Source organism: Xanthomonas codiaei (assembly GCF_002939785.1).
Taxonomy (GTDB): domain Bacteria; phylum Pseudomonadota; class Gammaproteobacteria; order Xanthomonadales; family Xanthomonadaceae; genus Xanthomonas; species Xanthomonas codiaei.
Genome location: NZ_MDEC01000019.1, coordinates 20,228 through 44,198, shown reverse-complemented (window position 1 = coordinate 44,198; position 23,971 = coordinate 20,228). Strand labels below are relative to the sequence as shown.

General features: G+C 66.8%; 24 protein-coding genes, 2 tRNA genes and 1 pseudogene. 15 read left to right on the top strand and 12 right to left on the bottom strand.

Features of this window, described 5'->3' with window-relative positions; all coding sequences use genetic code 11:
• The first annotated feature begins 124 nt into the window (after positions 1-124).
• Both trpC and XcodCFBP4690_RS14030 read left to right on the top strand, forming a co-directional pair.
• Entirely contained in the window at positions 125-922 is a 798-nt protein-coding gene (gene trpC, locus XcodCFBP4690_RS14035; RefSeq protein ID WP_104541693.1) for an indole-3-glycerol phosphate synthase TrpC, read from the top strand.
• Positions 915-1,631, top strand: coding sequence for a haloacid dehalogenase-like hydrolase (locus tag XcodCFBP4690_RS14030; RefSeq protein ID WP_104541691.1), 717 nt, complete (start codon positions 915-917; stop codon positions 1,629-1,631). The genes trpC and XcodCFBP4690_RS14030 overlap by 8 nt, the downstream gene beginning before the upstream one ends.
• Before the next feature lie 366 nt (positions 1,632-1,997).
• Here XcodCFBP4690_RS14030 and crp read toward each other — a convergent pair whose 3' ends face one another.
• Positions 1,998-2,690, bottom strand: coding sequence for a cAMP-activated global transcriptional regulator CRP (crp, locus tag XcodCFBP4690_RS14025; RefSeq protein WP_029218612.1), 693 nt, complete (start codon positions 2,688-2,690; stop codon positions 1,998-2,000).
• A 137-nt stretch (positions 2,691-2,827) separates the two neighbouring features.
• On the opposite strand from crp, the gene speD reads away from it, so the two are divergent.
• Both speD and XcodCFBP4690_RS14015 read left to right on the top strand, forming a co-directional pair.
• Positions 2,828-3,622 carry an adenosylmethionine decarboxylase gene (speD, locus tag XcodCFBP4690_RS14020; protein ID WP_007967854.1) on the top strand — a complete coding sequence of 265 codons (795 nt, stop codon included), beginning with the start codon at positions 2,828-2,830 and terminating at the stop codon, positions 3,620-3,622.
• A gap of 162 nt (positions 3,623-3,784) precedes the next feature.
• Positions 3,785-4,099 carry a DMT family transporter gene (locus XcodCFBP4690_RS14015; RefSeq protein WP_104541689.1) on the top strand — a complete coding sequence of 105 codons (315 nt, stop codon included), beginning with the start codon at positions 3,785-3,787 and terminating at the stop codon, positions 4,097-4,099.
• A gap of 490 nt (positions 4,100-4,589) precedes the next feature.
• Here XcodCFBP4690_RS14015 and coq7 read toward each other — a convergent pair whose 3' ends face one another.
• Complete coding sequence (coq7, locus tag XcodCFBP4690_RS14010; protein WP_104541687.1) at positions 4,590-5,243, bottom strand: 2-polyprenyl-3-methyl-6-methoxy-1,4-benzoquinone monooxygenase; 654 nt, start codon at positions 5,241-5,243, stop codon at positions 4,590-4,592.
• Between the two features lie 181 nt (positions 5,244-5,424).
• Here coq7 and rplM point away from each other — a divergent pair, with 181 nt between their 5' ends.
• Both rplM and rpsI read left to right on the top strand, forming a co-directional pair.
• Positions 5,425-5,853 (top strand): 50S ribosomal protein L13, encoded by a 429-nt coding sequence (gene rplM / locus XcodCFBP4690_RS14005; protein WP_016902424.1) that lies wholly within the window; start codon positions 5,425-5,427, stop codon positions 5,851-5,853.
• 2 nt (positions 5,854-5,855) lie between these two features.
• The gene (rpsI, locus tag XcodCFBP4690_RS14000; protein WP_005990700.1) at positions 5,856-6,248 is read left to right on the top strand and encodes a 30S ribosomal protein S9; all 393 of its coding nucleotides are present in this window, start codon (positions 5,856-5,858) and stop codon (positions 6,246-6,248) included.
• A 482-nt stretch (positions 6,249-6,730) separates the two neighbouring features.
• Here rpsI and XcodCFBP4690_RS13995 read toward each other — a convergent pair.
• Together XcodCFBP4690_RS13995 and XcodCFBP4690_RS13990 are read right to left on the bottom strand one after the other, a co-directional pair.
• Positions 6,731-6,805, bottom strand: a tRNA-Gln gene (locus tag XcodCFBP4690_RS13995).
• Between the two features lie 53 nt (positions 6,806-6,858).
• Positions 6,859-6,935: transfer RNA gene (locus XcodCFBP4690_RS13990), tRNA-Met, on the bottom strand.
• Positions 6,936-7,053: 118 nt separating this feature from the next.
• Here XcodCFBP4690_RS13990 and XcodCFBP4690_RS13985 point away from each other — a divergent pair.
• The 3 genes from XcodCFBP4690_RS13985 to bfr all read left to right on the top strand — a co-directional run bounded on the left by XcodCFBP4690_RS13985 (position 7,054) and on the right by bfr (position 8,768).
• Complete coding sequence (locus XcodCFBP4690_RS13985) at positions 7,054-7,671, top strand: RNA pyrophosphohydrolase (protein WP_104541685.1); 618 nt, start codon at positions 7,054-7,056, stop codon at positions 7,669-7,671.
• Between the two features lie 79 nt (positions 7,672-7,750).
• On the top strand, positions 7,751-7,957 hold the full coding sequence (locus XcodCFBP4690_RS13980) for a (2Fe-2S)-binding protein (RefSeq protein ID WP_104541683.1): 207 nt from the start codon (positions 7,751-7,753) through the stop codon (positions 7,955-7,957).
• A gap of 340 nt (positions 7,958-8,297) precedes the next feature.
• The gene (gene bfr / locus XcodCFBP4690_RS13975) at positions 8,298-8,768 is read left to right on the top strand and encodes a bacterioferritin (RefSeq protein WP_005990707.1); all 471 of its coding nucleotides are present in this window, start codon (positions 8,298-8,300) and stop codon (positions 8,766-8,768) included.
• A 687-nt stretch (positions 8,769-9,455) separates the two neighbouring features.
• Here the strand turns inward: bfr and XcodCFBP4690_RS13970 are convergent.
• The 3 genes from XcodCFBP4690_RS13970 to XcodCFBP4690_RS13960 are packed head-to-tail and all read right to left on the bottom strand — an operon-like array spanning position 9,456 to position 14,389.
• Positions 9,456-11,720, bottom strand: a complete 2,265-nt coding sequence (locus tag XcodCFBP4690_RS13970; RefSeq protein WP_146091905.1) for an ATP-binding protein — start codon at positions 11,718-11,720, stop codon at positions 9,456-9,458.
• Between the two features lie 39 nt (positions 11,721-11,759).
• Positions 11,760-13,724 carry an EAL domain-containing protein gene (locus XcodCFBP4690_RS13965; protein ID WP_167394623.1) on the bottom strand — a complete coding sequence of 655 codons (1,965 nt, stop codon included), beginning with the start codon at positions 13,722-13,724 and terminating at the stop codon, positions 11,760-11,762.
• Between the two features lie 38 nt (positions 13,725-13,762).
• Positions 13,763-14,389, bottom strand: coding sequence for a DUF4126 domain-containing protein (locus tag XcodCFBP4690_RS13960; RefSeq protein ID WP_104541679.1), 627 nt, complete (start codon positions 14,387-14,389; stop codon positions 13,763-13,765).
• Between the two features lie 126 nt (positions 14,390-14,515).
• On the opposite strand from XcodCFBP4690_RS13960, the gene XcodCFBP4690_RS13955 reads away from it, so the two are divergent.
• From XcodCFBP4690_RS13955 to XcodCFBP4690_RS13935, 5 genes are all read left to right on the top strand, one after another.
• Positions 14,516-15,253 (top strand): DUF6776 family protein, encoded by a 738-nt coding sequence (locus XcodCFBP4690_RS13955; protein ID WP_104541677.1) that lies wholly within the window; start codon positions 14,516-14,518, stop codon positions 15,251-15,253.
• A 3-nt stretch (positions 15,254-15,256) separates the two neighbouring features.
• Positions 15,257-15,706 (top strand): bactofilin family protein, encoded by a 450-nt coding sequence (locus tag XcodCFBP4690_RS13950; RefSeq protein ID WP_104541675.1) that lies wholly within the window; start codon positions 15,257-15,259, stop codon positions 15,704-15,706.
• A gap of 80 nt (positions 15,707-15,786) precedes the next feature.
• On the top strand, positions 15,787-16,173 hold the full coding sequence (gene erpA / locus XcodCFBP4690_RS13945) for an iron-sulfur cluster insertion protein ErpA (protein ID WP_064507548.1): 387 nt from the start codon (positions 15,787-15,789) through the stop codon (positions 16,171-16,173).
• Between the two features lie 292 nt (positions 16,174-16,465).
• Entirely contained in the window at positions 16,466-17,365 is a 900-nt protein-coding gene (nudC, locus tag XcodCFBP4690_RS13940; protein ID WP_104541673.1) for an NAD(+) diphosphatase, read from the top strand.
• Positions 17,366-17,504: 139 nt separating this feature from the next.
• Positions 17,505-18,398, top strand: a complete 894-nt coding sequence (locus XcodCFBP4690_RS13935; protein ID WP_104541671.1) for a cobalamin biosynthesis protein — start codon at positions 17,505-17,507, stop codon at positions 18,396-18,398.
• Positions 18,399-18,614: 216 nt separating this feature from the next.
• Here the strand turns inward: XcodCFBP4690_RS13935 and XcodCFBP4690_RS13930 are convergent, their stop codons facing one another.
• From XcodCFBP4690_RS13930 to XcodCFBP4690_RS23435, 5 genes and pseudogenes are all read right to left on the bottom strand, one after another.
• A complete protein-coding gene (locus XcodCFBP4690_RS13930) occupies positions 18,615-19,073 on the bottom strand; it encodes a DUF4240 domain-containing protein (RefSeq protein ID WP_104541669.1) in 459 nt (152 codons plus the stop codon).
• Between the two features lie 126 nt (positions 19,074-19,199).
• Positions 19,200-19,610, bottom strand: a complete 411-nt coding sequence (locus XcodCFBP4690_RS13925; protein WP_104541667.1) for a DUF2752 domain-containing protein — start codon at positions 19,608-19,610, stop codon at positions 19,200-19,202.
• On the bottom strand, positions 19,610-19,954 hold the full coding sequence (locus XcodCFBP4690_RS13920) for a CD225/dispanin family protein (RefSeq protein WP_104541665.1): 345 nt from the start codon (positions 19,952-19,954) through the stop codon (positions 19,610-19,612). The genes XcodCFBP4690_RS13925 and XcodCFBP4690_RS13920 overlap by 1 nt, the downstream gene beginning before the upstream one ends.
• A gap of 463 nt (positions 19,955-20,417) precedes the next feature.
• Positions 20,418-22,340 (bottom strand): MFS transporter, encoded by a 1,923-nt coding sequence (locus tag XcodCFBP4690_RS13910; RefSeq protein ID WP_104541663.1) that lies wholly within the window; start codon positions 22,338-22,340, stop codon positions 20,418-20,420.
• Positions 22,341-22,448: 108 nt separating this feature from the next.
• Positions 22,449-22,686: pseudogene (locus XcodCFBP4690_RS23435) on the bottom strand (helix-turn-helix domain-containing protein); the annotation flags it as partial.
• Between XcodCFBP4690_RS23435 and XcodCFBP4690_RS13905 the strand changes: the two are divergent.
• The gene (locus tag XcodCFBP4690_RS13905; RefSeq protein ID WP_104541661.1) at positions 22,685-23,875 is read left to right on the top strand and encodes an MFS transporter; all 1,191 of its coding nucleotides are present in this window, start codon (positions 22,685-22,687) and stop codon (positions 23,873-23,875) included. The pseudogene XcodCFBP4690_RS23435 and the gene XcodCFBP4690_RS13905 sit on opposite strands and share 2 nt — an antisense overlap.
• Positions 23,876-23,971 lie beyond the last annotated feature (96 nt).

Below are 23,971 nucleotides of genomic sequence, written 5' to 3'. Positions count from 1 at the left end.
CGCAAAGGTCAGGTCTACGGCCACATCCTTGCCATCCACCGGGTACGCCGCATGCGCCGGCGTACCAGCGCAGCGCGCCGTGGCCTTCTTGACCGATAATGCCGGCCCGCCAGGACCCGATACGATGAGCGACATCCTCAACACCATCCTTGCCCGCAAGGCCGAAGAAGTCGCCGAGCGCAGCGCGCGTGTGCCGCTGGCCGAGCTGGTCGCGCGCTGCGCGGATCTGCCGCCTACCCGCGGCTTTGCCGCGGCCATGCAGGCCAGCATCGCGGCCGGCGATGCGGCGGTGATCGCCGAAGTGAAGAAGGCCAGCCCGTCCAAGGGCGTGATCCGGCCCGATTTCCACCCCGCCGATATCGCGGTCAGCTACGAATTCGGCGGCGCCAGCTGCCTGTCGGTGCTGACCGACGTGGACTTCTTCCAGGGCGCCGATGCCTATCTGCGGCAGGCACGCGATGCCTGCACGCTGCCGGTGCTGCGCAAGGATTTCACCGTGGACCCTTACCAGGTCTACGAAGCGCGTGCGCTCGGGGCCGACTGCATCCTGCTGATCGTCTCGGCACTGGAAGATGCGCAGCTGGCCGAACTGTCCGGCCTGGCCATGCAACTGGAACTGGACGTGCTGGTGGAAGTGCACGATATCGACGAGCTCGAGCGCGCGGTACAGGTCCCGGTGCCGCTGATCGGCATCAACAACCGCAACCTGCGCACCTTCGAGGTCTCGCTGCAGACCACGCTGGACATGCGCGCGGCGGTGCCGCGCGACCGCATCCTGGTCACCGAAAGTGGCATCGTCACCCCCGACGACGTGCAATTGATGCGCCGCAACGGTGTGAACGCGTTTCTGGTCGGCGAGACCTTCATGCGCGCAGCCGAGCCGGGCGAGTCCTTGCGTCAGCTATTCTTTGCGCATGACTGACTCGTTTCCCGCCCCGCGCGAAGACGCACCGCTGGTGGTCTTCGACTTCGATCACACCCTGTACGACGGCGACTCCGGCAGCCACCTGTTTGCCTGGTTGATCAAGCGCAACCCGTTGCGCCTGCTGGTGGCGCTGCTGGCCTCCCCGGTCCTGGGCCCGATGGTGGCCATGCTGCCCACCCGCCGTCGCGGCGTGTCCGGCTATGTCTGGATTGCCACCTTCGGCCTGCACCGCGCGCGCGAATTCAATCGTTTCATCGATGCCTACGTGCTCAAGCATGAGGCGCAGATTCGTCAGCGCCTGCTGCCGCATGCGCTGAAGGTGTTCACCGAACATCGTGCCGCGGGCGACCGCGTGGTGGTCGCCACCGGCGCACCGCCCGAGCTGGCGCGCGCCATCCTCGGCTTCGTGGCCCATCAGGACGTGCCGGTGATCGGCAGCCTGGTCGGCCCGCGCCTGGGCGCGGTCACCGCGCGGCGCCACTGCCACAACGAGGAAAAGATGCGCATGCTGCGCGAGCGCGGCTATGCCGATATCGCCATCGCCTATTCGGACAGCACCGCAGACCTGCCGCTGCTGAAGGCGGCGCGCGCACCGGTGGTGGTCAATCCCAAGGCCAATCGCGAAGACCTGTTCCGCGAGGTGCTGCCGGCCGGCACGCCGATCCTCAATTGGGGTTGCCGCGACCGTGGTGGCAAGGCGCTCTAGTCCGCCCGGACGCCTCGAGCGAGCGTAAGCGAAGGCAGCGCCGCGATACGCTCGGGTGTCGCAGCGGGCGCAAGTGCCGCCATCGGTAAGCCGGCGCAAGCGGCGACATGGCCGCTGCACGACGGTCGGCGTGTGCCTGCCCACTGGCCGGCCACCACGCGTGGTGGCCCCGGTCAGAGGGCAGGAATGGCACGTCCCGCAGAACTCGTTCGCCCGCCGCGTATCTGTCCGCCCACGGGAGGTAGCTGGGCTTGGACGTGTCGGCGGGCCACGGCCACGCGTGCGCCTGGGTGGCACCTTCCAGGCGCGGCTGCGATCAAGCAAACGGTCGATACGGCAGCCGCATCGACCGTTGGTCTTCAGCCGTCAGCGCGTGCCGTACAGCACGACGGTCTTGCCGCGTGCGTGCAGCAGGCCGTCGGCCTGCAGCTTCTTGAGCACGCGGCCGGCCATTTCGCGCGAGCAACCGACCAGGCGTGCCAGCTCCTGCCGCGACACGCGCAGCTGGGTGCCCTGCGGGTGGCTCATCGCCTCGGGCTCCTTGGACAGATCGTGCAGGGTGCGCACGATGCGGTCGGTCACGTCCAGGAAGGCCAGGCGGCTGGCTTTCCTGGTGGTGTCGAGCAGTCGTTTTGAAAGCTGAACGCCGAGCGCGTAGAGAATCCGCGGGGCGTCCGGCGACAGGCTGGTCTGAAACAACTGCTGCAGGCGCTCGTAGCTGATCTCTGCCAGCTCGCACTGGGTGCGGGTGCGCAGGATCACTTCGCGGGTATCGGATTCGATGAACAACCCCATCTCGCCGACGAACTCGCCGCTGCCGAAGTAGCCCAGCACCAACTCACGATCGTCATCTTCCTCGGCAATGATGCTCACTGAGCCGCTGATCACGTAGTAGAGGGTGCCGGCCGGGTCTCCGGGCCGGAACACATCGGTCCGGGTCGGATAGCGCCTGCGGTGGCTGTGGGCCAGAAAACGCTCGATCGTGCCTGCGTCCAGCGCCAGCGAGGGGGTAGCGTTACGTACCGTCGTAGTCACAACCGTCGTGTTTCCTGGGCTCATGGTAGTTCCGCGTGTAATTCCTGAAGCTTAACGGCATGAGTCATGCAAGGTAAACCATTCTCAATGACGGCATTTCGTTGCTGGGATCTTTGGCTCATAATTGACTCCTTTCCCGCCTTCCAAAAGGACAGACCGACGTGGTCAAGCCGTTGCCTCGCCTGAGGCTACAGGGGTTCAACAACCTCACCAAGGCGTTGAGCTTCAACATCTACGACGTCTGTTACGCGCGTACCGAAGAGGAGCGTCAGCGCTACATCGAGTACATCGACGAGCAGTACGACGCCGACCGGCTGACGCAGATCCTGACCGATGTGGCTGAGATCATCGGCGCCAACATCCTCAATATCGCACGCCAGGACTACGATCCACAGGGTGCGTCGGTGACGATCCTGATCTCCGAAGAGCCGGTGATCGACAAGAAGCAGGCCGGCAAGGAGCTGATCTCCGATGCCGTGGTTGCCCATATGGATAAGAGTCATATCACTGTCCATACATACCCGGAGACGCATCCGCAGGAAGGTATCGCCACCTTCCGTGCCGACATCGACGTTGCCACCTGTGGCGTGATCTCGCCGCTGAAGGCGCTCAACTACCTGATCGAAAGCCTGGAGTCGGACATCGTGATCATGGACTACCGCGTCCGTGGCTTCACGCGTGATGTGAAGGGCAAGAAGCACTACATCGATCACAAGATCAACTCGATCCAGCAGTTCCTGGCCAAGAACGTCAAGTCGCGTTACGAGATGTTCGATGTGAACGTCTACCAGGAAAACATCTTCCATACCAAGATGCACTTGAAGGACTTCGATCTGGACCAATATCTGTTCGAGGAGCGCGCCAAGAACCTCTCGTTCAAGGAGCGCATGAAGATCGAGACGCTGCTCAAGCGCGAAATCGAAGAGCTGTTCCACGGACGCAACCTGAGCGAATAAGCGCAGCTGACGTTCTGGCCCGCCTGCTCGCAGGCGTGCCCAACATGCAAGGCGGGACGGCCCGCCACGCGATGACCTCGCGTTCCACAGCCGACGGCGGCCCAGTGTGCAGACACTGGGTCGCTTTTTTTTTGTCCGTTTTTTCTGTCGAGGAGTACCGCAATGCCCTGGATCTATCTGCTATTGGCCGGCCTGTTCGAAATCGGCTTCGCCATGGGCCTGAAATACAGCGACGGCTTTACGCGGCTGTGGCCCACCGTGCTCACGGTTGGCCTGGCCGGTATCAGCCTGTGGCTGCTGACCCAGGCGCTGAAAACCATCCCGGTGGGCACTGGCTATGCGATCTGGACCGGCATTGGCGCATTGGGCGTGACCATCGCCGGCATCGCCCTGTTCGGCGATAGCGCCTCGTGGTCGCGGCTGGCCTGCATCGGGCTGATCGTGGCGGGTGTGATCGGCTTGAAGCTGGTCGGTTAGTCGGTCCCGCTGTGCGGCCCTCCCCCCAAGTTTGCTGCGCAAACCTGCGGCACCGGCTGCGCGGCACCCTGAGCCCCGCCTTCGGCCGTGGCCGCGCCCGCCAGGCGGTTGCGTTGCAAGCCGTGGGGCCCGACTCCGTGGCACCCCTAATCCCCCAATCGACACGCCCGCTTACAAGGGGGCTCTACCCCAGGGGGTGATAGGCGGGGGGGCGGGGCGACATGCGGTTGAGGCGAGTGTGTTCCTCGGCTTCACTGGCTCCCAGGCCGAATGTGGCCCGCCGCTGTCCTGCGCTGCAGCCTGGACGCCTTTGGTGCCGTGCCGGATAGAGCTGTGTTTCTGGCTGTCTGCCTGGATATCGTCAGCAGGCGTGCAGTCACTTTCAGCCTGCGCCTTACCGGCTTTCGCCCTGGTGCGTGCGCAGGTTGGTTGCCGGGCTTGAGCGCTTGCAGCCCGCAGCCGATTCCCACTCCCGATTCCCGATTCCCGGCTACAGCCGGTAGGCCACCGTCTTCATCAGCTTGGAGGCCAGGGCCATGGCGCTGGGGATCGGGGGTGGCAGGATGCGGGCGCCGGCCTGTTCTGCGTGGTCGGCGTGGCGGGCTTCGTCGATCTTCATCACGCGCAGGATGGCGCGGCTGCGCTGGTCGATCTCCGGCAGGGTTTCCAGGTGCTCGTCCAGGTGGGCTTCCACTTGGCGCTCGGTTTCCACCACGAAGCCCAGGCTCCAGTCGTCGCCGCGCAGCCCGGCCAGGGCGCCGAGCGCGTAGCTGCCGGCGTACCAGAGTGGGTTGAACAGGCTGGGGCGGCTGTCCAGCTCGTGCAGGCGGTCGGCGCACCAGGCCAGGTGGTCGGTCTCTTCCTGCGCCGCTTCGAGCAGGTGCTGTTGGGTATGCGCGTCGCGGGCGACCGCGGCCTGGCCGAAGTACAGGCCCTGCGCGCAGACCTCGCCGACGTGATTGATGCGCATCAGCCCGGCGGCGTGCGCACGCTGCGGGGCTGTCAAGTCGGCGTCAGGGGTGTCGGCAGCGGGGTTGGGGCGCTGCGCCGGCGGGTTGCCGAACACCGTCTCCAGCGCGCGCTGGGCTTCGATCAGCAGCCGGTCGAGCGGGTTCTGCAGTCGGATAGGGGAGGTCTGGGTCATGTCCGGATTCTGGCCTTCGACCGCGCCGCTGCCAACCGCCAGCCACTGCCTGGTTGGGCAACTTGCGCCGCCCCGGGCCGTCCCGTACAATCCCGCCTCTTCTGTTTCGCCTTCACAACGCGTGGCAAAGTTCCAGCGGTCATTGCCGCTGCAATCCGCCCGACCACTCAAGAGTTTTCTCATGACTACGTTCACCGCCAAGTCCGAGACCGTCCAGCGCGACTGGTATCTCGTCGACGCCGCCGGCAAGACGCTCGGCCGTCTGTCCACCGAACTGGCCCGCCGCCTGCGCGGCAAGCACAAGCCGGTCTATACCCCTCACGTCGATACCGGCGATTACCTGGTGGTGATCAACGCCGAGAAGATCGTCGTCACGGGCAACAAGCTGAAAGACAAGAAGTATCACCGCTTCACCGGCTACATCGGTAACCTCAAGACCGAGAGCCTGGAGCAGGCGCTGGAGCGCCACCCGGAGCGCGTGATCGAAATCGCCGTCAAGGGCATGCTGCCAAAGGGCCCCCTGGGCCGCACCATGTACCGCAAGCTCAAGGTCTATTCGGGTGCCGAGCATCCGCACGCCGCCCAGCAGCCGCAAGTTCTGGATATCTAATCATGGCTATCACGCAAAACTACGGCACTGGCCGCCGCAAGTCCTCCACCGCTCGCGTGTTCCTGCGCAAGGGTACTGGCAAGATCACTGTCAACGACCGTCCGCTGGACGAGTTCTTCGGCCGTGAGACTGCGCGCATGATCGTGCGTCAGCCGCTGGAGCTCACCAAGAACACCGAAAGCTTCGACATCCTGGTCACCGCCTCCGGCGGCGGCACCACCGGCCAGGCCGGTGCGATCCGTCTGGGCATCGCCCGTGCGCTGGTCGAGTACGACGAAACCCTGAAGTCCGAGCTGCGCAAGGCCGGCTTCATGACCCGCGACGCCCGTGAAGTCGAGCGTAAGAAGGTCGGTCTGCACAAGGCCCGTCGCGCGACCCAGTTCTCCAAGCGCTGATCCATCGCGTTTGGTGCGTCCCGGTTCGCCGGGATGCCTGCTTCAAAAGCCCGGCCATGCCGGGCTTTTGTCGTTTTGGGGCTTGCGGTGCATCCTGCGCTCGGGTCGCCACCGGCAGGGCAGCCAGGTTGCGTCATGCCGATGGCGTGTGGGCGGCAGTGACGTCGCGGGCGGGATGGATCGGGAATTGAGGGCTGCATCGCTCGCGGGTGCCGGGGTGCCGTTGAGCAGCTGGCGCCGGATGCGCCTCACGGCGTGGTAGGTGCTGCTGTCCGGGGCGCAGTTTCGCCAATGGCGGACCTTCGGTGCGTGGCGTTGGTTCGATGCGAGGACTATCCGCTCGCACGGTCGCGCAATGCCTGTCCGGGCAGGGCCTGAACGATGGTGGATGCAGTGGGCGCCCGTAGCGCCGTGATCCGGTCCACCGGGGCGGACCCGCTTGCAACAAAAAGGCCCGATCTTTCGATCGGGCCTTTGGTGTCTGGCTGCCCCGGATGGATTCGAACCACCGAATGCCTGAGTCAGAGTCAGGTGCCTTACCGCTTGGCGACGGGGCAATAAAAACTGCGCTGTCCCGAAGTATCGCATGCCTGTGCAGGCCTGGATACCGTGGTGGCTATGGGTGGACTCGAACCACCGACCCCAGCATTATGAGTGCTGTGCTCTAACCGGCTGAGCTACATAGCCTAGGGAGCCGGCAATTCTCACGATGCATGCGTGTGTTGTCAAGCATTTCGTTTTCAGCTTGTGAGCCGGGCGTCGCCGTGGCAGAGTCGGTGACAGTAGATTTTCAGGAGTCCGCATCGTGATCGATCCGGACGGTTTCCGGCCAAACGTCGGCATCGTGCTGATGCGCAAGGACGGTCAGGTGTTCTGGGCACGTCGTGTGCGCAGGGACGGCTGGCAGTTCCCGCAAGGTGGCATGAACACCGACGAGACCCCCGTGGAAGCCATGTACCGCGAGTTGCGCGAAGAAACCGGGTTGTTGCCCGAGCATGTGCGATTGCTCGGTGCCACCCCCGGATGGCTACGCTATCGCCTGCCAAGCCGTGCGGTGCGTCGCAACGAGCGGCAGGTGTGCATCGGGCAGAAGCAGGTGTGGTTCCTGTTGCAGTTCACCGGCGACGACTCCCATCTCAGGCTCGACCATACCGATACGCCCGAGTTCGATCACTGGCGCTGGGTGGATTTTTGGTACCCGGTCGAGCATGTGGTGATGTTCAAGCGCGGCGTCTACGCGCGTGCGCTGCGTCATCTGGCGCCGCTGGCGCAGAATCTGGCAGGGCCGGCAGCGGTGGGAGTGATGCCGCAGCGTGCGCTGGAAGCCTGGCTGCCGGGCAGCAGCGCAGCCGGTCACGACAGCCCGCGCAAGCGTCCACGCAAGCGGGGCGGCCCTCGGCAGGTGCGGATTAATAATGATTAACGTTTGGAATTGACACCTATTCTCGTTTGCGGTGCAATCAGCACCGGTCCTCTCCGGATCGCCAGCACCGACCAATATCGTGTACGTCTGCATCTGTAATGGGGTCACCGACCACCAGATCCGCGAAGCGGCCGAAAACGGCTGCGCCAGCCTGGCCGAGCTGACCATGCGGACCGGCTGCGGATCCAACTGCGGTTCCTGCCTGGACATGGCGGCCGACCTGCTGAGCCAGGCACACGCCACGCGCGCAGTGCCGCTGCCGTTGCTCAGGCTGGCCGCTGCCTGAGGCGCCGCCTCGCACAGCGCGAGGCGCGTTCGTTGCGGTGTGGCGTTGCCCGCGACGACGATCCAAGACTTGTGCCACCCGGCGTCTCCGTCGAACTGCTATGCCGACGCTGGCGCCATGGTTATGCCCTACCTGTCATCTTCCTCGGCCGGCGCTTGGGTCGGCACGCCCTGCCTGCCCGGTGATGGCTGCGCTGCGGTAGATTGCGAAACGGTTCCGGTCTGATCACTGCGGCCAGGGTGGTCTCTCCAGCATCACGCAACTGATCACGATTCGCGTTCCTTCATGTGCCGCGCCAACGCGTTAGAGTGCGTCCGGCTCACTGTCTCGGAGACATCGCATGAAGGGCGATACCAAGGTCATCGAGTACCTCAACAAGGTGCTCTACAACGAACTCACTGCGATCAACCAGTACTTCCTGCACGCCAAGATGCTGAAGAACTGGGGCCTGAAGGAACTGGCCGAGCATGAGTACAAGGAATCCATCGACGAAATGAAGCATGCGGACAAGTTGTCCGACCGCATCCTGTTTCTCGAAGGGCTGCCGAACTTCCAGGCACTGGGCAAGCTGCGCATCGGCGAGAACCCCACCGAGATGTTCCGCTGCGATCTGGCGCTGGAGCGCGAGGCGGTGGCGGTGCTGCGCGAGGCGGTGGCCTATGCGGAGACCGTCAACGACTACGTCAGCCGCCAGTTGCTGGTGGACATCCTGGAGTCGGAAGAAGAGCACATCGACTGGCTGGAAACCCAGCTGGATCTGGTCGCGCGCATCGGCGAGCCGAATTACCTGCTGACCAAGCTGGACGACTGAGCGCGGTAGGCGCTGTGCTGCTGTCGGTGCAGTGGGCCAGGTTGGTGATGGCAGGTTGGGGCGGGGACGGACGATCAGCTGCGCGTGCTTGGTGTGGCCGTGGCTGTCCGGCGGGACGTGCGACGTGCAGGTGCGGTTGCCGGTAGCGTCGTTCCAATCTCGATTCCCTTGGGAACAGGGCTTTGATGCTTCGGCTGCTGTCTGGCGCCTTGGCGCTGCTCCAAGCCCCGGCGCGTTGGATGTGGATGCTCGCGCGGGACAAACGCAAGTGCGGCGATGAGGTGTCTGCGACCTGACGCGCTTCCAGACCTACAGTTTGACGGTGCGTGCTGGATGCGGATGGCGTTGCGTGGATAGCGCCACCGCGAGGCGGGACACGCTGTCTATCGCTTCACTCCTTACCCTCACCCCAACCCCTCTCCCGGCGGGGGAGGGGCTTATATGCTCCGCTTCCGCTTCCGCTTCCGCTCCTGGATCCTGGATCCTGGATCCGAGCTGCGATCCGGTTCGATGCGATCTGGGGATTGCTTCCGGAATATCCAGTTCGAAAACCCGAGCTTGGGCTGCTGTTTGTGTCGGGCCAGAGGGATGCCGGCTCTCCGTCATCTGACTTCAACAGCATCCTGGATTGAAGGTCGTTCTGATCGGAGTGCTACGCAGGCTGAGGGCTGTCCTGTCGGCGATCGCTCAACCGGCTGCGCGGGTGGCAGCCTGCAGGCGGGCGACCTGGCCCAGCAGGGCCAGGCGGGCGCGGGCATACTCGGCGATCACCAGCGCCACCATCACCGAGGGGCGCTCGATGGTGCCGGTGCGGGCGGCCAGTTCGATCCGGCGCGCGGCGTTGGAGACGGCCTGGGCGCCAACGTTGGCGCTGGAGGATTTGAGGGTATGGGCCAGGTCGCGCAGCTGCATGCTGTCGCGGTTGGCCGCTGCCGCTTCCAGTTGCTCGATGATGCCGGGTGCATCGTCCAGGAACAGCTGCAGGATGGTGATGGTGTCCGCGCCGGCGACTTCGTACAGCTCGTCGATGACGCTGCTGTCCAGGATCGGCAGCGCGCGGGCCTGGGCGCCGGCGCTGGCGCTCTCGGGGTCGGCCGGGGTGGCGCCGCTGGTGGAGCCGGGCAGCAACGGCTGGCGCGGTAGCCAGCGTTGCAGGCAGGCATCGAGTTGTTCGCGGGCGACCGGCTTGGAGAGATAGTCGTCCATGCCGGCAGCCAGACAGCGCTCGCGGTCGCCGGCCATGGCGTTGGCGGTCATCGCCACGATCGGGATCGGGCGGCCGCCGCTTTCGGTTTCCATCGCGCGCCAGCGCCGGGTGGCCGCGTAGCCGTCCAGCACCGGCATCTGGCAATCCATGAAGACCATGTCGTAGCGGGTGGATTCCATCCGGCTCAGCGCCGCTTCGCCGTCGGTGGCGGTGTCGGCTTCGAAGCCCAGCACCGCCAGCAGCTTCTGCGCGACCAGCAGGTTGACCGGGTTGTCCTCGACCAACAGGATGCGCACGTCGCGTGCGTTGGCCATCGGCGGCGGCAGCGGCTCGGGAATCATCGCCGACGCAGGTGCCGGCGCATGCACGGGCCGGGTTTCCGGCGGCAGCACCAGCGTGCGCAAGACCTCGTCCGGGCTCTGGCGCGGCACCAGGGTGGCGTGTTCCTGCAGCTCGCCGGGCACCGGTTCGTCGCCGTAGAGCCAGACCAGCCGGGAACCGCCCATGTCCTCGGGACGGGCCAGTGCACGATGCACCGCGCGCGCGCTGTAGCGCAGCGTGTCGTGGTCGGCGATGACGCAGCGGAAGCCCTCGGTCTCGCTGTGGCGGCGCACGCGCTCCAGCGCTTCCTGGGTGGTCTCCATCAGCACATGCGCCACGCCCCAGCCGTCGAGCAGGCGCTTGAGGCGCTGCTGCAGGCGCGCATCGGAGCTGATGACCATCACCCGCGCGGCGTCGGCGCCGGTGGCCTGCTGCAGGTCGCCGATGACCTTGAGCAGCGGGATCTCGAACCAGAACGTGGCACCGCGCCCAGGTTCGGACTCCACGCCGATGCGCCCGCCCATCAGGTCGATGATGCGCTTGCAGATGGCCAGCCCCAGCCCGGTGCCGCCGTACAGGCGGGTGGTGGAGGCATCGGCCTGGGCGAAGGAACGGAACAGGCGGGCCTGCTGGTCGGGCGCGATGCCGATGCCGGTGTCGCGCACCTGGAAGCGCAGCAGGTGCTGGGCGCGCGTCTCGCCCAGGCGGCGCAGCTGGATATCGATGCTGCCGCGCTCGGTGAACTTGATCGCATTGCCGATCAGGTTGCCCAGCACCTGGCGCAGACGGATCGGGTCGCCGCGCACCAGCAGCCGCACCGAGGGCTCGATGTCCAGGCCCAGGCGCAACTGCTTGCCATCGGCGGTGCGTTGCAGCAGTTGCACCACGCCGTCGAGCAATTCGCGCAGGTTGAAGGTGGTGATTTCCAGTTCGAGCTTGTTGGCCTCGAGCTTGGAGTAGTCGAGGATGTCGTCGACGATGCGCAGCAGCTGCAGCGAGCTGCCGGTTGCGGTCTGCAGCATGTCGCGCTGGTCCAGGCTGAGCTGGCCGCGCGAGATCAGCTCGAGCATCGGAATGATGCCGTTGAGCGGGGTGCGGATCTCGTGGCTCATGGTGGCCAGGAACTCGCCCTTGGCCAGCGCGGCGGCTTCGGCGGCCTGCTTGGCGCGCAACAGTTCCTGTTCGAGCTCGCCGTGGCGTTGCAGTTCCTGTTGCAGGCGCTCGCGGGCCAGCTCGGTCTCGTCCAGGCGCTGCGACAGCTGCCGCTGGGCGCGGAGGCTGCGATGCGCGGCAACGGCGGCGCACACTGCCAGCACAACGGTCACTGTGGCGGCAGCGGCGATGACGCTGCGCCAGGGCCCCTGCACGGCGCTCCACTGCAGGGCTGCACCGGTGGCGGTGGCGATGGCCGCCACGATGGCCAGACTGCTCCAGGCGCGAAGGCCTCCCGCCTGCGCCGTCACTTAGAGCACCGCGTTCGTGAAGTCGAAGTCCAGTTCCTTGCCGACGGTCTGCACCAGGTTGCCCTGGATGAAATCCACGCCGCTCATCCACATGGCTGCGGCGGCCTGCGGATCTTCGATGCGTTGGCCGATGATCAACAGGCCGCGCTGGTGGGCGATGTCGATCACGCCGCGCAGCTCGTCGCGCACTGCGGCATTGCCATGCGCATCGGCAAAGCGGTTGGCCATGCGCACGAAACTCAGCGGCAACTGGCTGAGCAGCGCATTGGCTTCGTCGCCGGGCTCGAACTGGCTCAGGCAGAACTGCACACCGGCCGGCATCAGCCTGGCGCAGAACTGCTGCACGGTGACCGCGTGGATCAGGGCATCGTCCAGGCGCAGGTCCACGATCAACGATTGCCCGGCCACGCCGCGTTCGGCCAGCGCCTTGAGCAGCCAGTCGGCAAACGCGTCGCGCGCCAGGGTGCGCGGGGACTGCGAGACGAACAGCCGCAGCGGCGGGCTGGTGTGCTGGTACAGGTGCAGCAGCCCCAGCGCATGGTCCATGACCTGCTGGTCGAGGTCGGCGATGCGCCCGGCCGCTTCGGCGGCGGGAATGACCTGGCCGGCCGACAGCAGCGTGCCATCGGCCTGGCGCAGCCGCAGCAGCACCTGGTACTGCGCGGTGTCGCCGCCGGCCACCGCCACGATGGGCTGGTAGGCCAGTTCCAGCTGGCCTTCGACCAGACGCAGTTGCTCCTGCTGCTCGGCCTGGCTGGGCGCCAGATAGGTCTGCACGCCGTCGCTGCGCAGGCGCGCCTGCAGCGCCGTGCGTTCGACCGCCTCCAGCGCGCTGCCGGTATCGTCGAAGCCCAGGCTCAACGGTGCGGCACCAATGGCGCAGCGCACGTGCACTGATTCTTCTTCGCGTACCGCAAAGGCATTGGCGGAGAGCCGCTCGCGGATGTCCAGCGCGCGCTGCTCCAGGCTGGCTTCGTCCATCTCCACGGCCAGCAGCAGGAAGCTGTTGTCGTTCAGGCGGGCCAGTGGGTAGGGCTGAGCGGCGGTGGCAAGGCGATGCCCGGCCTGGGTCATCAGCCGCTCGTAGGCGGCGTAGCCGTAACGCTCGCGCAGGCCGAGCGCGCTGGCGATCTCGATGAAGAACAGGCCGCCGGCCTGCTTGCGCTGCAGCGCCTCGCCGAGCAGGTCCATCACGTGGCCGCGCGTGGGCAGGCCGGTTTCCGGATTGCTGCGCGCGCTGATCTGCTCACCGGCCTGCTGCAGTGCTTGCTGGCGCGCACGGCGGATGCGGTTGGACACCGCCGCGATGAGATGGCGCGGGCGGATCGGCTTGGTCAGGAAGTCGTCGGCGCCGCTGTCGAGGACTTCGAACTGGCGCTCCGGGTCCGGGTCGCCGGTCAGGAACACGATCGGCAGCAGGTGCTGGCCGGGTTGCTGGCGAATCAGGGTGGTCAGGCGAATCCCATCCAGCTCGGGCATGTGCAGATCCATCAGGATCAGGTCCGGGCGATAGTCCTGGATCGCCTGCGGCACGCTGGCGGCGGTCATTTCCACTTGCGCATGCATGCCGGCGCCATGCAGCACGCTCTGCGCGAACAAGGCCTGCGAGCGATCGTCTTCGACGATCAACACGCGATACGGCGCATCGGCCGCGATGGTGTCGCCACCGTCGGGTGTATTGGCAGGCGCCGCTGCGCGCGTCGGTGCTGCAGCGGGGCCGCGCGGTGTGACCACCGCGGCCGCTGACTGCGCCGGCGCAACCGGTGTCGCCAGGCTGGGCGCTGCGGCCGCGGCAGGCGCGGGAATGATCGCTGCGCTCACCGGCGCGGCGCGCTCTGCAGCGCTGGCGGCCTCGTCGGCCCAGCGCCGCCAGTAGTCGGCCGGCGGCGTCTCGGCGCGCAACGGGCGATTACGCGTGGCGGTGTCGTCACGGGTGGTGAAAGGAACCGGATCTCGGGCGGCCATCGATACTCCCAGCAGTCGCGATGATTATGCGATGAACTTCACGATAGCGGGGAGCGGCGTGCAGCCGGCGTGCTTGCCGCGCGCATCGGCGCCACCAACCGGCGCATGCCCCGCCACAACAATCGCCACACCCACCACACCAGCAGCGCGGCCAGCACGCTGGAACCCACCGCCAGGCTCAACGCCAGCCATGGGTGCGCCAGCGCCAAGGCCAGTGCAGTGGTGGCGATGGTGTCCTCGGCCAGCGAGGCGATCCAGTTGCTGGCCGGCTCGGGCGAGGTGTTGAGCAAGGCGCGGCTGCCAGCCTTGAGCGCGTGGCTGGTCAGCGCCACTCCGGCACCGGCCGCCAGCGCGCCGCCACTCAGGTCGCCGTCCGGCGACAGCGTGGCCGCGGCCAGGAATGCGCCAGCCGGCACCCGCGCCAGGGTGTGCAACAGATCCCAGCCCGAATCCACGCCGGGGATCTTGTCGGCGAAGAATTCGGCCACCGCCAGCGCGCCGGAGGTGCCCAGCACCCACCACGACTGCGCCGGATGCAGGGCAGGCGGCAGCTCGATCCAGCCGAGCAGGCCGGCCAGGCCGACCCCGAACACGGTGAGGTAGACGCGCATGCCGGCCAGCCAGGCCAGCAGGATGCCGATCACGAACAGATGGGCCTCGCTCATGGCGCTGCTTCCTGCGAACAATGCGGAACTATCGGATAACCGCCGGTCCAACGCCAGCACGACGGCCGACCAAGCTCTGGCACACTACGCCGCCGACCAGCGCCGGCCCGTCCGGACCCGATGCCCATGAGACCAGCCGCACGCGTTCAGATCGTCCAACGGGAGTCGGGCGGCGGCCGTTCCGGCGGCCGCTGGCTATGGGGCGCGATCGCCCTGCTGTGGCTGGCATCGCTGGGCGGGGTGTGGTGGATGGCCACGCGGACGGCCGCACCGCGCCTGGTCCAGGCCGAGGCGGCACTGCAGCAGGCCCAGCGCAGCCAGGCCCAGCAGCGGCGGCAGATCGAGCAGTTGCAGCAGCGCCAGGTCAACCTGGCGATGTCCGACAAGATCAGCCGCGCCGCCAACACGGAGGTGCAGGCCTCGCTGGCCGAACGCGACGAGCAGATCGCCGCGTTGCGCGCCGACGTGGCCTTCTACGAACGCCTGGTGGGCTCCACCGCCCAGCGCAAGGGGCTCAATGCGCACTCGGTGCAGTTCACCGCCGAGGCCGGCGGCACCTGGAATTACAGCGTGGTGCTGACCCAGAACCTCAACCGTGGCGCGATCAGCCAGGGCCAGCTGCGCTTTGCGGTGGAAGGCGTGCGCGCCGGCAAGCTGGTGACGGTGAGCTGGAACGAGCTGCATCAGAAGCCCGATGCCGCCGGCCAGCCGTATTCGTTCCGCTATTTCCAGCAGCTGGACGGCAGCGTGATCCTGCCGAAGGATTTCACCCCGCAACGTGTCAAAATCTCCCTGAGCGGCGATGGGGCGCCGGTCAATCAGACATTCGATTGGAAAGTCGCCGGCAATGGCGCGGGGGAGTAGCTCATGTTCGGAAACAAGTCCAACCGTGGTGCGCAGACCGTGGTCGATACCTTGATCGGGCCGCAGGTGGTCATCCGCGGCGACCTGACCTTCAGCGGCGGCCTGTACGTGGAAGGCCGCATCCTGGGCAAGGTGATCGCCGAAGACGGTGCCAGCGCCACCTTGACGGTGGCCGAGCAGGGCAGCATCGAGGGCGAAGTGCGCGCACCGGTGGTGATCATCAACGGCCAGCTGACCGGCGATGTGCATGCCGCCGAGCGGGTCGAGCTGGCCGCCAATGCGCGCGTGCAGGGCAACGTGCACTACCAGGTGGTGGAGATGAGCGCTGGCGCGCAGCTCACCGGGCGCCTGATCCACGCCGCCGCCGCAGGCGCCACCGCGGCGCTGCCGGCCCCGGAAGGCCAGCGCGCCGAGCCGGCCAAGGCTGCGCACGCCGAAACCGCCGACGCCTGAGCCGCGACGCGGCTGGAGCGCAACGCTGTGGTCGGCACCTGCGGCTTGAAGTGGAGCCGCCCGGCCCCCATGCTGACGGCATGAGCACGCTCGTTTCGCTTCCCACTGCCGCCCCGGCGCCGGACTACCAGTCCATCGACCGGCCATTGAACTTCTCCGGCGCTGCCGCCGCCAAGGTGCGCGAGCTGATCCAGGAGGAAGGCAACGCCGATCTGGCGTTGCGCGTGTACATCCAGGGCGGCGGGTGTTCCGGCTTCCAGTACGGCTTCGAGTTCGACGAGAACCGCGCCGAGGACGATCTGGCCGTGGCCACCGACGGGGTGACGTTGCTGGTAGACCCGCTGAGCCTGCAATACCTGATGGGTGCCGAGGTGGACTACACCGAAAGCCTGACCGGTGCGCAGTTCGTGATCCGCAACCCCAATGCCAAGACCACCTGCGGCTGCGGGAGCAGCTTCAGCGTGTAAGGCAGGCGGGCCGGCGTGGACGCAGGCGGCAAGTGTCCACCGCGGTGATCCGGTGGCTGGGTTCACTCTACGAACCCGCTGGTCGATGCGGGCCTGCGGCATCTGAGTGGGTATCCGTGCATCAGCTGGTCTGTGCATCGGCTCGCGGTAGGGGCGCGAGGCCAACGACGCTTGCGATGCATCGATGGCCGGCAGCCTCCGCGTCGGGCATTTGAATCTGCAGCCTTGGATCGTTCGACAACCGTGCGCCGCATGGTTGCGGGTGTCGCCGATTATCGGCAGGCTTGCGCCGATGTCAGAATCCACTCTTCCGTTGTCCGGTTTCGCCTTCGCCCACGCGCCCCTGGATCGCGGCGATGCGCTGCGTGACGATCCGGCTGCCCTGGCGCAGCTGTGGGCGCAGGGCCATGTGCTGTTGATCGATGCCAAGGGCACCGCTCTGGCCGATGCGCAGGGACAGCCGCTGTTGCTGCAGGGCGCCGCGCTTGCCGACGGGCCGGAGGCGGCGATCTTCCTGGGGGTGCGCGATGGCCAGGGCTGGTTCTGCCTGTCGGCCGATCCGCTGGACCTGAAGGCGCCGCAACGGGTGGACCTGCGTCAGGCGGCGGCCGAATGGCCGGCAGACATTGCCACTGCGGTGTCGTATGCGCGGGCGATGTTGCACTGGCAGTCGCGCACGCGGTTTTGCGGCGTCTGCGGCGGGGCGATCGTGTTCCGCCGTGCCGGCTTCATCGCCCATTGCACGCAGTGCCAGACCGAGCATTACCCGCGTGTGGATCCGGCCATCATCGTCGCGGTCAGCGACGGGCAGCGGCTGCTGCTGGGCCGCCAGGCCAGCTGGGCGCCGCGGCGTTATTCGGTGATTGCCGGCTTCGTCGAGCCGGGCGAATCGCTGGAGCAGACCGTGGCGCGCGAAGTGCACGAGGAAACCCGCGTGCGGGTCCAGCACTGCCGCTATCTGGGCGCGCAGCCGTGGCCGTTTCCCGGCGCGTTGATGCTGGGCTTCAGTGCGCATGCGGCCGCCAGCGAGGTGCCGCAGGTCACCGGCGAGCTGGAAGACGCGCGCTGGGTCAGCCATGCCGAGGTGGGTGCGGCGCTGGCCGGGCAGGGGGGAGACGACGGCATCGGCCTGCCGCCGGCCATCTCGATCGCGCGTGCGCTGATCGAGCACTGGTACCGCACCCATGGCTGAGCGCCCAGGCCTCGCATCCTGCGGCCCGCTCGCTGGAGCGGTCGCTGCGCAGCGTGCTGTCGGGCCCGCGAACGGTGCGCAGCCGTCGTTGCGGCCCGGTTGCGCCTGCTCGGCTAGACTCGGCTGAGGAGGGACACCCATGTTCACTACCCTGGTTGCCGTCGTCGTCGCACTTACGCTGGGCCATCTGGTGCCGGCGCAGGTGGCCAGGCTGCGGCGTTTCGAATGGTTCGGCCACTGGCTGCGCCGGCTGGACAGCTACGCCGCCGGGCGCGGTGCGTGGCAAGGCCGCTATGGCGTGCTGCTGGCGCTAGTGCCGGTGCTGGTCGTGGTCGCGCTGCTGCAATGGGCGCTGGACGATGTGTGGCACGGCTTCCTGTCGCTGCTGTTCGGCGTGGCGGTGCTGGCCTGGACCTGGGGCCCGCGCGATCTGGATCGCGATGTCGAAGCGGTGATCGACGCCGACGAGCCCGGTGCGCGACGCGAGGCGATTTCGCACCTGCAGGCGGCCGGCGGCAGCGTGCACGAGGACGCGCCGTCGCTGGTGGAGGCGGTGGTGGTCAATGGCCTGCGCCGCTGGTTCGCGGTGCTGTGGTGGTTCCTGCTGCTGGGGCCGTTCGGCGCGGTGTTGTACCGCCTGACCGCGCTGGCGGTGGAAAGCCCGCTGGCGGTGCTGCTGCCGCCACGCAACCTGGCGGGCGCGCGCTGGCTGCTGGCCGCGCTGGAATGGCCGGTGGCGCAGCTGATCACGGTGTCGATGGCGCTGGTGGGCAATTTCGACACGGTGTTCCGGGCCTGGCGCGAAGCGCACGGCAACCGCTGGACGCTGGAGCCGCATTTCCTGGGCGCGGTGGCGCGCGCCAGCGTCAGTGCCGACCTGCGCGAGGAAGCGCACGACTACACCGATTCGGGCCTGGTGCCGGTGTGGCGCCGCCTGCCGGAAGTCCGCGATGCGATGAGCCTGGTCTGGCGCGTGCTGCTGCTGTGGATGGTGGTGCTGGCGTTGCTGGTGATTGCGGGGTGGGTGCGGTGACGTTGCGTGCCACGCCAAAGTAGTTGCAAGCGTCGTACTGCTTCTCGTCCTGGCACAGCGTTTCGATCGTTTCGGCGTAGTTCTTGAATCCAGGCCCAGCAGTGATATCGCTGCGCGCGTGGCCTTGCGCGTTAAACACGTGCCCGCCGGAGCGTCCGCGACGGTTCGACGCCCGAAGTAAACCGACACGTGAGGCGTGTCGGCTTCGGTAGCGTGTCATGCACCGGCCTTGGCCCAAAGATCGGGGTTGCTGCCCGACTCATAGCGAACAGTTGCCTCGAATGCCCAGTCTGATGGATCGCAACCGCTACTTGCTGCCCAGGCATTTGGGGCGACGTAAAGCAATGACTCGCACCATTGGTCAGCCGAGCGCTGCATTTCGGTTGGAGTTCTTTTTACGCGGGAATAGTACTCCTCGCCACAAGCGACCACATAGCATCTGGCATAAAGAAAGCCATCGTCGGATTGCCCAGAGTCGCCGGCATGTTCTGCGTACTTCTCTCCGTCGATCGCAAAAAGATGCTGCGAAAGATGCTCATGGAAAGCTTCGATGCTCGTAACTTCCATGGCAGCTAAGGCCGATGTAAGAGAGCTCAGGGCGCGATCTTCGTCTTCATCCTCCAGCGCAACACGATCAACAAGTTTCATTAGCCGCCAAAATTGACTGTTTTCCATAACCTACTCCATGTAAGGGCTAACGGTTGGTGCAACATCGGGCGGCGTCGCTAAGTGGCATCGCTTTGGCTGGTTCGTCAGCAGGGCTTCTCGATGAAGCGTTGCTTCGCAACGCGCTTTTTCGATTTAACCCGGCGCGAGCAGCGTGAACGGAAACCACGGCAGATTCCGTGCAATCCAGTACGTGGGCAATGCCCATAACCAGAATTTCGGCTCGGACATCACGGTCACCACGGGGGCGAACCAGCGCGCGCGCCAGCCGGCTTTCCAGGCGATCAGGCCGGGCAGGGTGAACAGGCCGAGGACCGCTGCCGGGTTCATGGCGAAGGCGCCGGGCAGGTCGAAATGCACAAGTGCATAAAGCGCACGGGTCATGCCGCAGCCGGGGCAGTAGCAGCCGGTGACGGCGCGAAAGACGCAGGGCGGGAACGGGCTGTTGCTCGCGTTCGGATCGAAGCGGTACAGCAGCGACACGCCGAAGGCGGCCACGCCGGTGGCCGCCCCCAGCCCAAGCCAATGGCGTGGACGCAGCTGCATCACTGCATGTGTTGCAACTGCTGCATGTATTCCATGTAGCTCTGCATGCCGCCGGTGGCGACCATGCCGATGTTGATCAGCAGGCCGATCACGGCCAGCACGCTGGTCACGATGCACCAGGTCTTGGCGGTATTGGAGGCGCGGCGCGCGCCGTCGATGTCGCCCTGGTTGAGCAGGCCATTGACCTTGCTGGAGAACACGATCGCCACGATGCCGGTGATCAGGGCTGGGCAGCACAGGCAAAAGCCGAGCACGGTGGAAACGATCGCCCAGATCAGGTGGTTCGGCACCGGGCCGGGCGCGGCGCTGGACGAGGGGTGGATCGGCGGCGGGATGGCACTCATGGTGAAGCTCCTTGGGTGGTAAACAACAGCGAACTGATAGGTGAGTGGGGTGAGTTATCGGGTGCCGGGCGCGGCGGCGAAGTGCACGTCGCACGCTGGCGATGGCCGCAGGGGCCTGAAGCGAAAGTGCGGTGGGCGTGCGCCGCGCTCGGGCCGGCAGCCCCCGCGCATGCCTGTCGCGCAGCACCGGGCTGGACGTTTGCATGCGTCATCGCCCTGGCACTTCGCAGCCGCACAGCAAGTGCGCACATCGGCGTGCCAATCGCTGCCGGCATGGCAGCCAGCCGCTGGAAGGAGTGACGCCAGCCGATCACGGCAGACGCCTCAGGCGCGATGATGTTGAGCACAACGACGTCCCCCGGTACGACCGGCCGCGCCCGCTTGGCGAGTGCGGCGGTAAAGCGTGCAGTGGCGCACAGGCTACTCGCGGGGCGCGATGGACGCAAAGCCCGTATCTGGCGGCTCAGGGACGGTCCTGGCGCAGCGCGCGCACCTGTTGTTCGAGCAGCGCGGCGCTGGCCTGGTCGCCGGCGATGGCGGGGCCGGCCACCACCTCGATCTGCGCGCGCATTCGCCGCGGCACGCGCATGCGGCCCAGGCGCGTGTCGCGCCGGCTCCACATGCTCGACCACATGCCGCGCAGCGCCATCGGGAGTACCGGCACGTTGCGGCGCTGCAGGATCTTTTCGACACCGGATTTGAACGCGGCGATCTCGCCATCCTTGGTCAACGCGCCTTCGGGGAAGATGCACACCAGCTCGCCATCGGCCAGTGCCGCATCGATGCGGTCGAAGGCCTGCTGCATCAGCGCCGGATCTTCGCGCGCGCCGGCGATCGGGATGGCCTTGGCGGTGCGGAAGATCCAGCGCATCACCGGGATGCGGAAGATCTTGTAGTACATGACAAAGCGCACCGGGCGCGGGATGACCGCCGACAGGATCAGCGCGTCCATGTAGCTGACGTGGTTGCACACCAGCAATGCGGCGCCCTCGTCGGGCACGTGGGTGTCGATGTCGCGCGCGCGCAGGCGGTACAGCACGCTCACCAGCACCCAGCTGAGAAAGCGCATCAGGAACTCGGGCACCAGGGTGAAGATCCACAGCGCCACCAGCGTGTTGGCGATGGCCAGCGCCAGGAACACCTGCGGGATGCTCAGCCCGGGCATCGGAATACGCACGCCGAACAGCACCAGCTGCGGCAACTGCAGCGCGATGCCGATGACGGCCGCGGCCACGATGAACAGCGAGTTCTGGATGTTGAGCCCGGCGATCACGCGCGAGAGTTCGGCCTTGGGCGTGCGGCTCTGGATCAGCGCGAACAACGGCACCACGAACAGTCCGGTGAACAGGCCGATGCCGACCAGGTCGATGATCAACCGCACGCTGCCTGCCTGCTGCACGAACTGGCCGATCGACAGCTCGCTCACCGGCGCGGCACCAGGGCGGGCGAAATACAGGTCCAGCAGGAACGCGCTGATGCCGAATGCGCCCAGCGGCACCAGGCCGATTTCCACGGTACGTCCGGACAGCCGTTCGCATAGCAGCGAACCCACGCCGGTGCCGATCGAAAACAGCGCCAGCGCGAATACATACAGGTCCTGCCGGCCGCCGAGATTGAGCTGCGCATAGGTGGGCAACTGCGCGGTGAGCACTGTGCCCACGAACCAGAACCACGACACGCCCAGCACCGCGTTGCGCACCGCCGGCGTGCGCCGGGTCAGGCGCATGATGGCGCGCGATTCGGGGATGGGGTTCCAGTTGATCTGCAAGTCCGGCGCGCCGGCATCGACCTTGGGCACCAGTCGCGCCACCAGGTTGCCGGTGACGGCGATGACAATCACCGCACTGGCCGCCGCCTCCGGGCCATGGCTGCCGGCGATCTGGAAGATCAAGCCGCCGAAGATCATGCCGCACAGGATCGAGATCGAGGTGCCCATCTCGACCAGGCCGTTACCGCCGGTGAGTTCCTCCGGTTTGAGCACCGAAGGCAGGATCGAATACTTCACCGGCCCGAACAGCGTGGATTGCAGCCCGGTGCAGAACAGCGCGACCAGCAGGATCACCATGTTCTCGGTGATGAAGCCCACTGCGGCCAGCGACATGATGGCGATCTCCATCGTGGTGGTGATCACGATGAGCTTCTGTTTTTCCAGCTTCTCGGCGATCTGCCCGGCCAGCGCGGAAAACAGGAAGTACGGCAGGATGAACAGTGCCGGCGCCAGGTTGGTATAGAGCGTGCGTTGCGCCGCGTCGATGCCCAGATAGAACAGCAGGCCGATGATGGCCTGCCGATATACGTTGTCGTTGAACGCGCCCAGCGCCTGGACGGCGAAGAACGGCAAGAAGCGGCGCTGCCTGAGCAGGGCGAACTGGCTGTGACCGGACATGCAGTTTCCTTTGCGAACGCGCGCAGCCTAGCAGGCTTGGACGGTGTGCTGGTGGATGGGCGATGCGCTCGCCGGGATGTCCGGGCCGAGGCCGTGGGGACTGCTGCCGCGGACCTGGCGCGGGCCGCGCTCGAACAGCCGCGCGCCCAGCGCCTGCCCGATCGTGGCCACCCGGTGGCTGAGTGCCGATGCAGCCGCCTTCCTCGGCCAGGGCCGCGGCAGCTCCCAGTGGGCGCAGGGTCCGCACGCAATCTCGAAACGCGATGGACACAGGGAAGTCACTACATTGGAACGATGTCGGTGCGCTGCCCACATTGCGCCCATTGCTTGCCCAGGCCTTCGTCATGACCGTCGACTCCACCGTCCATCCACCGCTGCCGCGCCGCCTGGTGTTGCTGATGGCCGCCGCCACCGGGCTGGCGGTGGCCAGCAATTACTACGCGCAGCCGCTGCTGGACACCCTGGCGCAGGCGTTCGCGATCCAGGTGCGTAGCGCCGGCGCGGTGGTGACCGCCGCGCAGCTGGCGTATGCGGCCGGTTTGCTGTTGCTGGTGCCGCTGGGTGACCGGCTGGAGCGGCGCGGGCTGATCGTGGGGTTGTTCGTGCTCAGCGCGCTGGGCCTGCTGGTGAGCGCCGGTTCGCACAGTTTCACGATGTTGCTGGTTGGCACCATCGTGACCGGCGCCAGTTCGGTGGCGGCGCAGATCCTGGTGCCGTTTGCCGCCACCCTGGCCGCACCGCAGGAGCGCGGGCGGGTGATCGGCACGGTGATGAGCGGTTTGCTGCTGGGCATCCTGCTGGCGCGGACCGCGGCCGGCCTGCTGGCCGGGGTGGGCGGCTGGCAGACCGTGTACTGGATCGCGTCCGGGCTGCTGCTGGTGACCGCGGGATTGCTGTGGCGTGGGCTGCCGCGGCATCCGGGCAATGCGCAATTATCCTATCCGCATCTGGTGGGCTCGGTGCTGACGCTGCTACGCGACGATGCGGTGCTGCGTTCGCGCTCGGTGCTGGGTGGGCTGATCTTTGCAGGCTTCAGCATGTTCTGGACCACGCTGGCGTTCCTGCTGTCCGGGCCGGCGTATGGCTATGGCACCGTGGTGATCGGAATGTTCGGCCTGATCGGTGCGGCCGGTGCGCTGGCCGCCAACCGCTCCGGCCACTGGTCCGACCATGGCCATGGCGACCGCGTCAGCTGGGGCGGGCTGGGGATGCTGCTGCTGTCGTGGGGGCTGCTGGCGTTCGCGCCGCAATCGATGGCGATGCTGATCGTTGGCGTGCTGCTGCTGGATATCGCGGTGCAGGGCGTGCACATCGCCAACCAGAGCGTGATCTATCAACGCAATCCGCAGGCGCGTAACCGCATCACCTCGGCCTATATCACCTGCTACTTCATCGGTGGCGCGGTGGGCTCCACGCTGGGCACGGCGGCCTACGCGCAGGCCGGCTGGCCGGGCGTGGTGGTCGGTGGCGCGCTGCTGGCGATGGCGGCGTTGGGCTGGGTGGCGCTCAGTGTGTCGCGCGGCACCTGGAAATGAGCACCGCCGCAGCGCGCCTGCCGGGGCGCGGAGGCGTGGCGGCGGCGCGGGCTCGCGATGGCCGGGTTAGCGCGGTCGTTCGCGGCGCAGGCCATT

Coding starts and splice junctions, on each gene's coding strand:
- nudC (WP_104541673.1), top strand. CDS start 16,466: ATGTCAGAATCCACTCTTCCGTTGTCCGGTTTCGCCTTCGCCCACGCG.
- XcodCFBP4690_RS13905 (WP_104541661.1), top strand. CDS start 22,685: ATGACCGTCGACTCCACCGTCCATCCACCGCTGCCGCGCCGCCTGGTG.
- coq7 (WP_104541687.1), bottom strand. CDS start 5,243: ATGACCCAGACCTCCCCTATCCGACTGCAGAACCCGCTCGACCGGCTG.
- erpA (WP_064507548.1), top strand. CDS start 15,787: ATGAGCACGCTCGTTTCGCTTCCCACTGCCGCCCCGGCGCCGGACTAC.
- trpC (WP_104541693.1), top strand. CDS start 125: ATGAGCGACATCCTCAACACCATCCTTGCCCGCAAGGCCGAAGAAGTC.
- XcodCFBP4690_RS13955 (WP_104541677.1), top strand. CDS start 14,516: ATGAGACCAGCCGCACGCGTTCAGATCGTCCAACGGGAGTCGGGCGGC.
- XcodCFBP4690_RS13965 (WP_167394623.1), bottom strand. CDS start 13,724: ATGGCCGCCCGAGATCCGGTTCCTTTCACCACCCGTGACGACACCGCC.
- XcodCFBP4690_RS13910 (WP_104541663.1), bottom strand. CDS start 22,340: ATGTCCGGTCACAGCCAGTTCGCCCTGCTCAGGCAGCGCCGCTTCTTG.
- rplM (WP_016902424.1), top strand. CDS start 5,425: ATGACTACGTTCACCGCCAAGTCCGAGACCGTCCAGCGCGACTGGTAT.
- XcodCFBP4690_RS14015 (WP_104541689.1), top strand. CDS start 3,785: ATGCCCTGGATCTATCTGCTATTGGCCGGCCTGTTCGAAATCGGCTTC.
- XcodCFBP4690_RS13920 (WP_104541665.1), bottom strand. CDS start 19,954: ATGAGTGCCATCCCGCCGCCGATCCACCCCTCGTCCAGCGCCGCGCCC.
- XcodCFBP4690_RS14030 (WP_104541691.1), top strand. CDS start 915: ATGACTGACTCGTTTCCCGCCCCGCGCGAAGACGCACCGCTGGTGGTC.
- XcodCFBP4690_RS13930 (WP_104541669.1), bottom strand. CDS start 19,073: ATGGAAAACAGTCAATTTTGGCGGCTAATGAAACTTGTTGATCGTGTT.
- XcodCFBP4690_RS13950 (WP_104541675.1), top strand. CDS start 15,257: ATGTTCGGAAACAAGTCCAACCGTGGTGCGCAGACCGTGGTCGATACC.
- XcodCFBP4690_RS13925 (WP_104541667.1), bottom strand. CDS start 19,610: ATGCAGCTGCGTCCACGCCATTGGCTTGGGCTGGGGGCGGCCACCGGC.
- XcodCFBP4690_RS13960 (WP_104541679.1), bottom strand. CDS start 14,389: ATGAGCGAGGCCCATCTGTTCGTGATCGGCATCCTGCTGGCCTGGCTG.
- crp (WP_029218612.1), bottom strand. CDS start 2,690: ATGAGCCCAGGAAACACGACGGTTGTGACTACGACGGTACGTAACGCT.
- rpsI (WP_005990700.1), top strand. CDS start 5,856: ATGGCTATCACGCAAAACTACGGCACTGGCCGCCGCAAGTCCTCCACC.
- XcodCFBP4690_RS13935 (WP_104541671.1), top strand. CDS start 17,505: ATGTTCACTACCCTGGTTGCCGTCGTCGTCGCACTTACGCTGGGCCAT.
- bfr (WP_005990707.1), top strand. CDS start 8,298: ATGAAGGGCGATACCAAGGTCATCGAGTACCTCAACAAGGTGCTCTAC.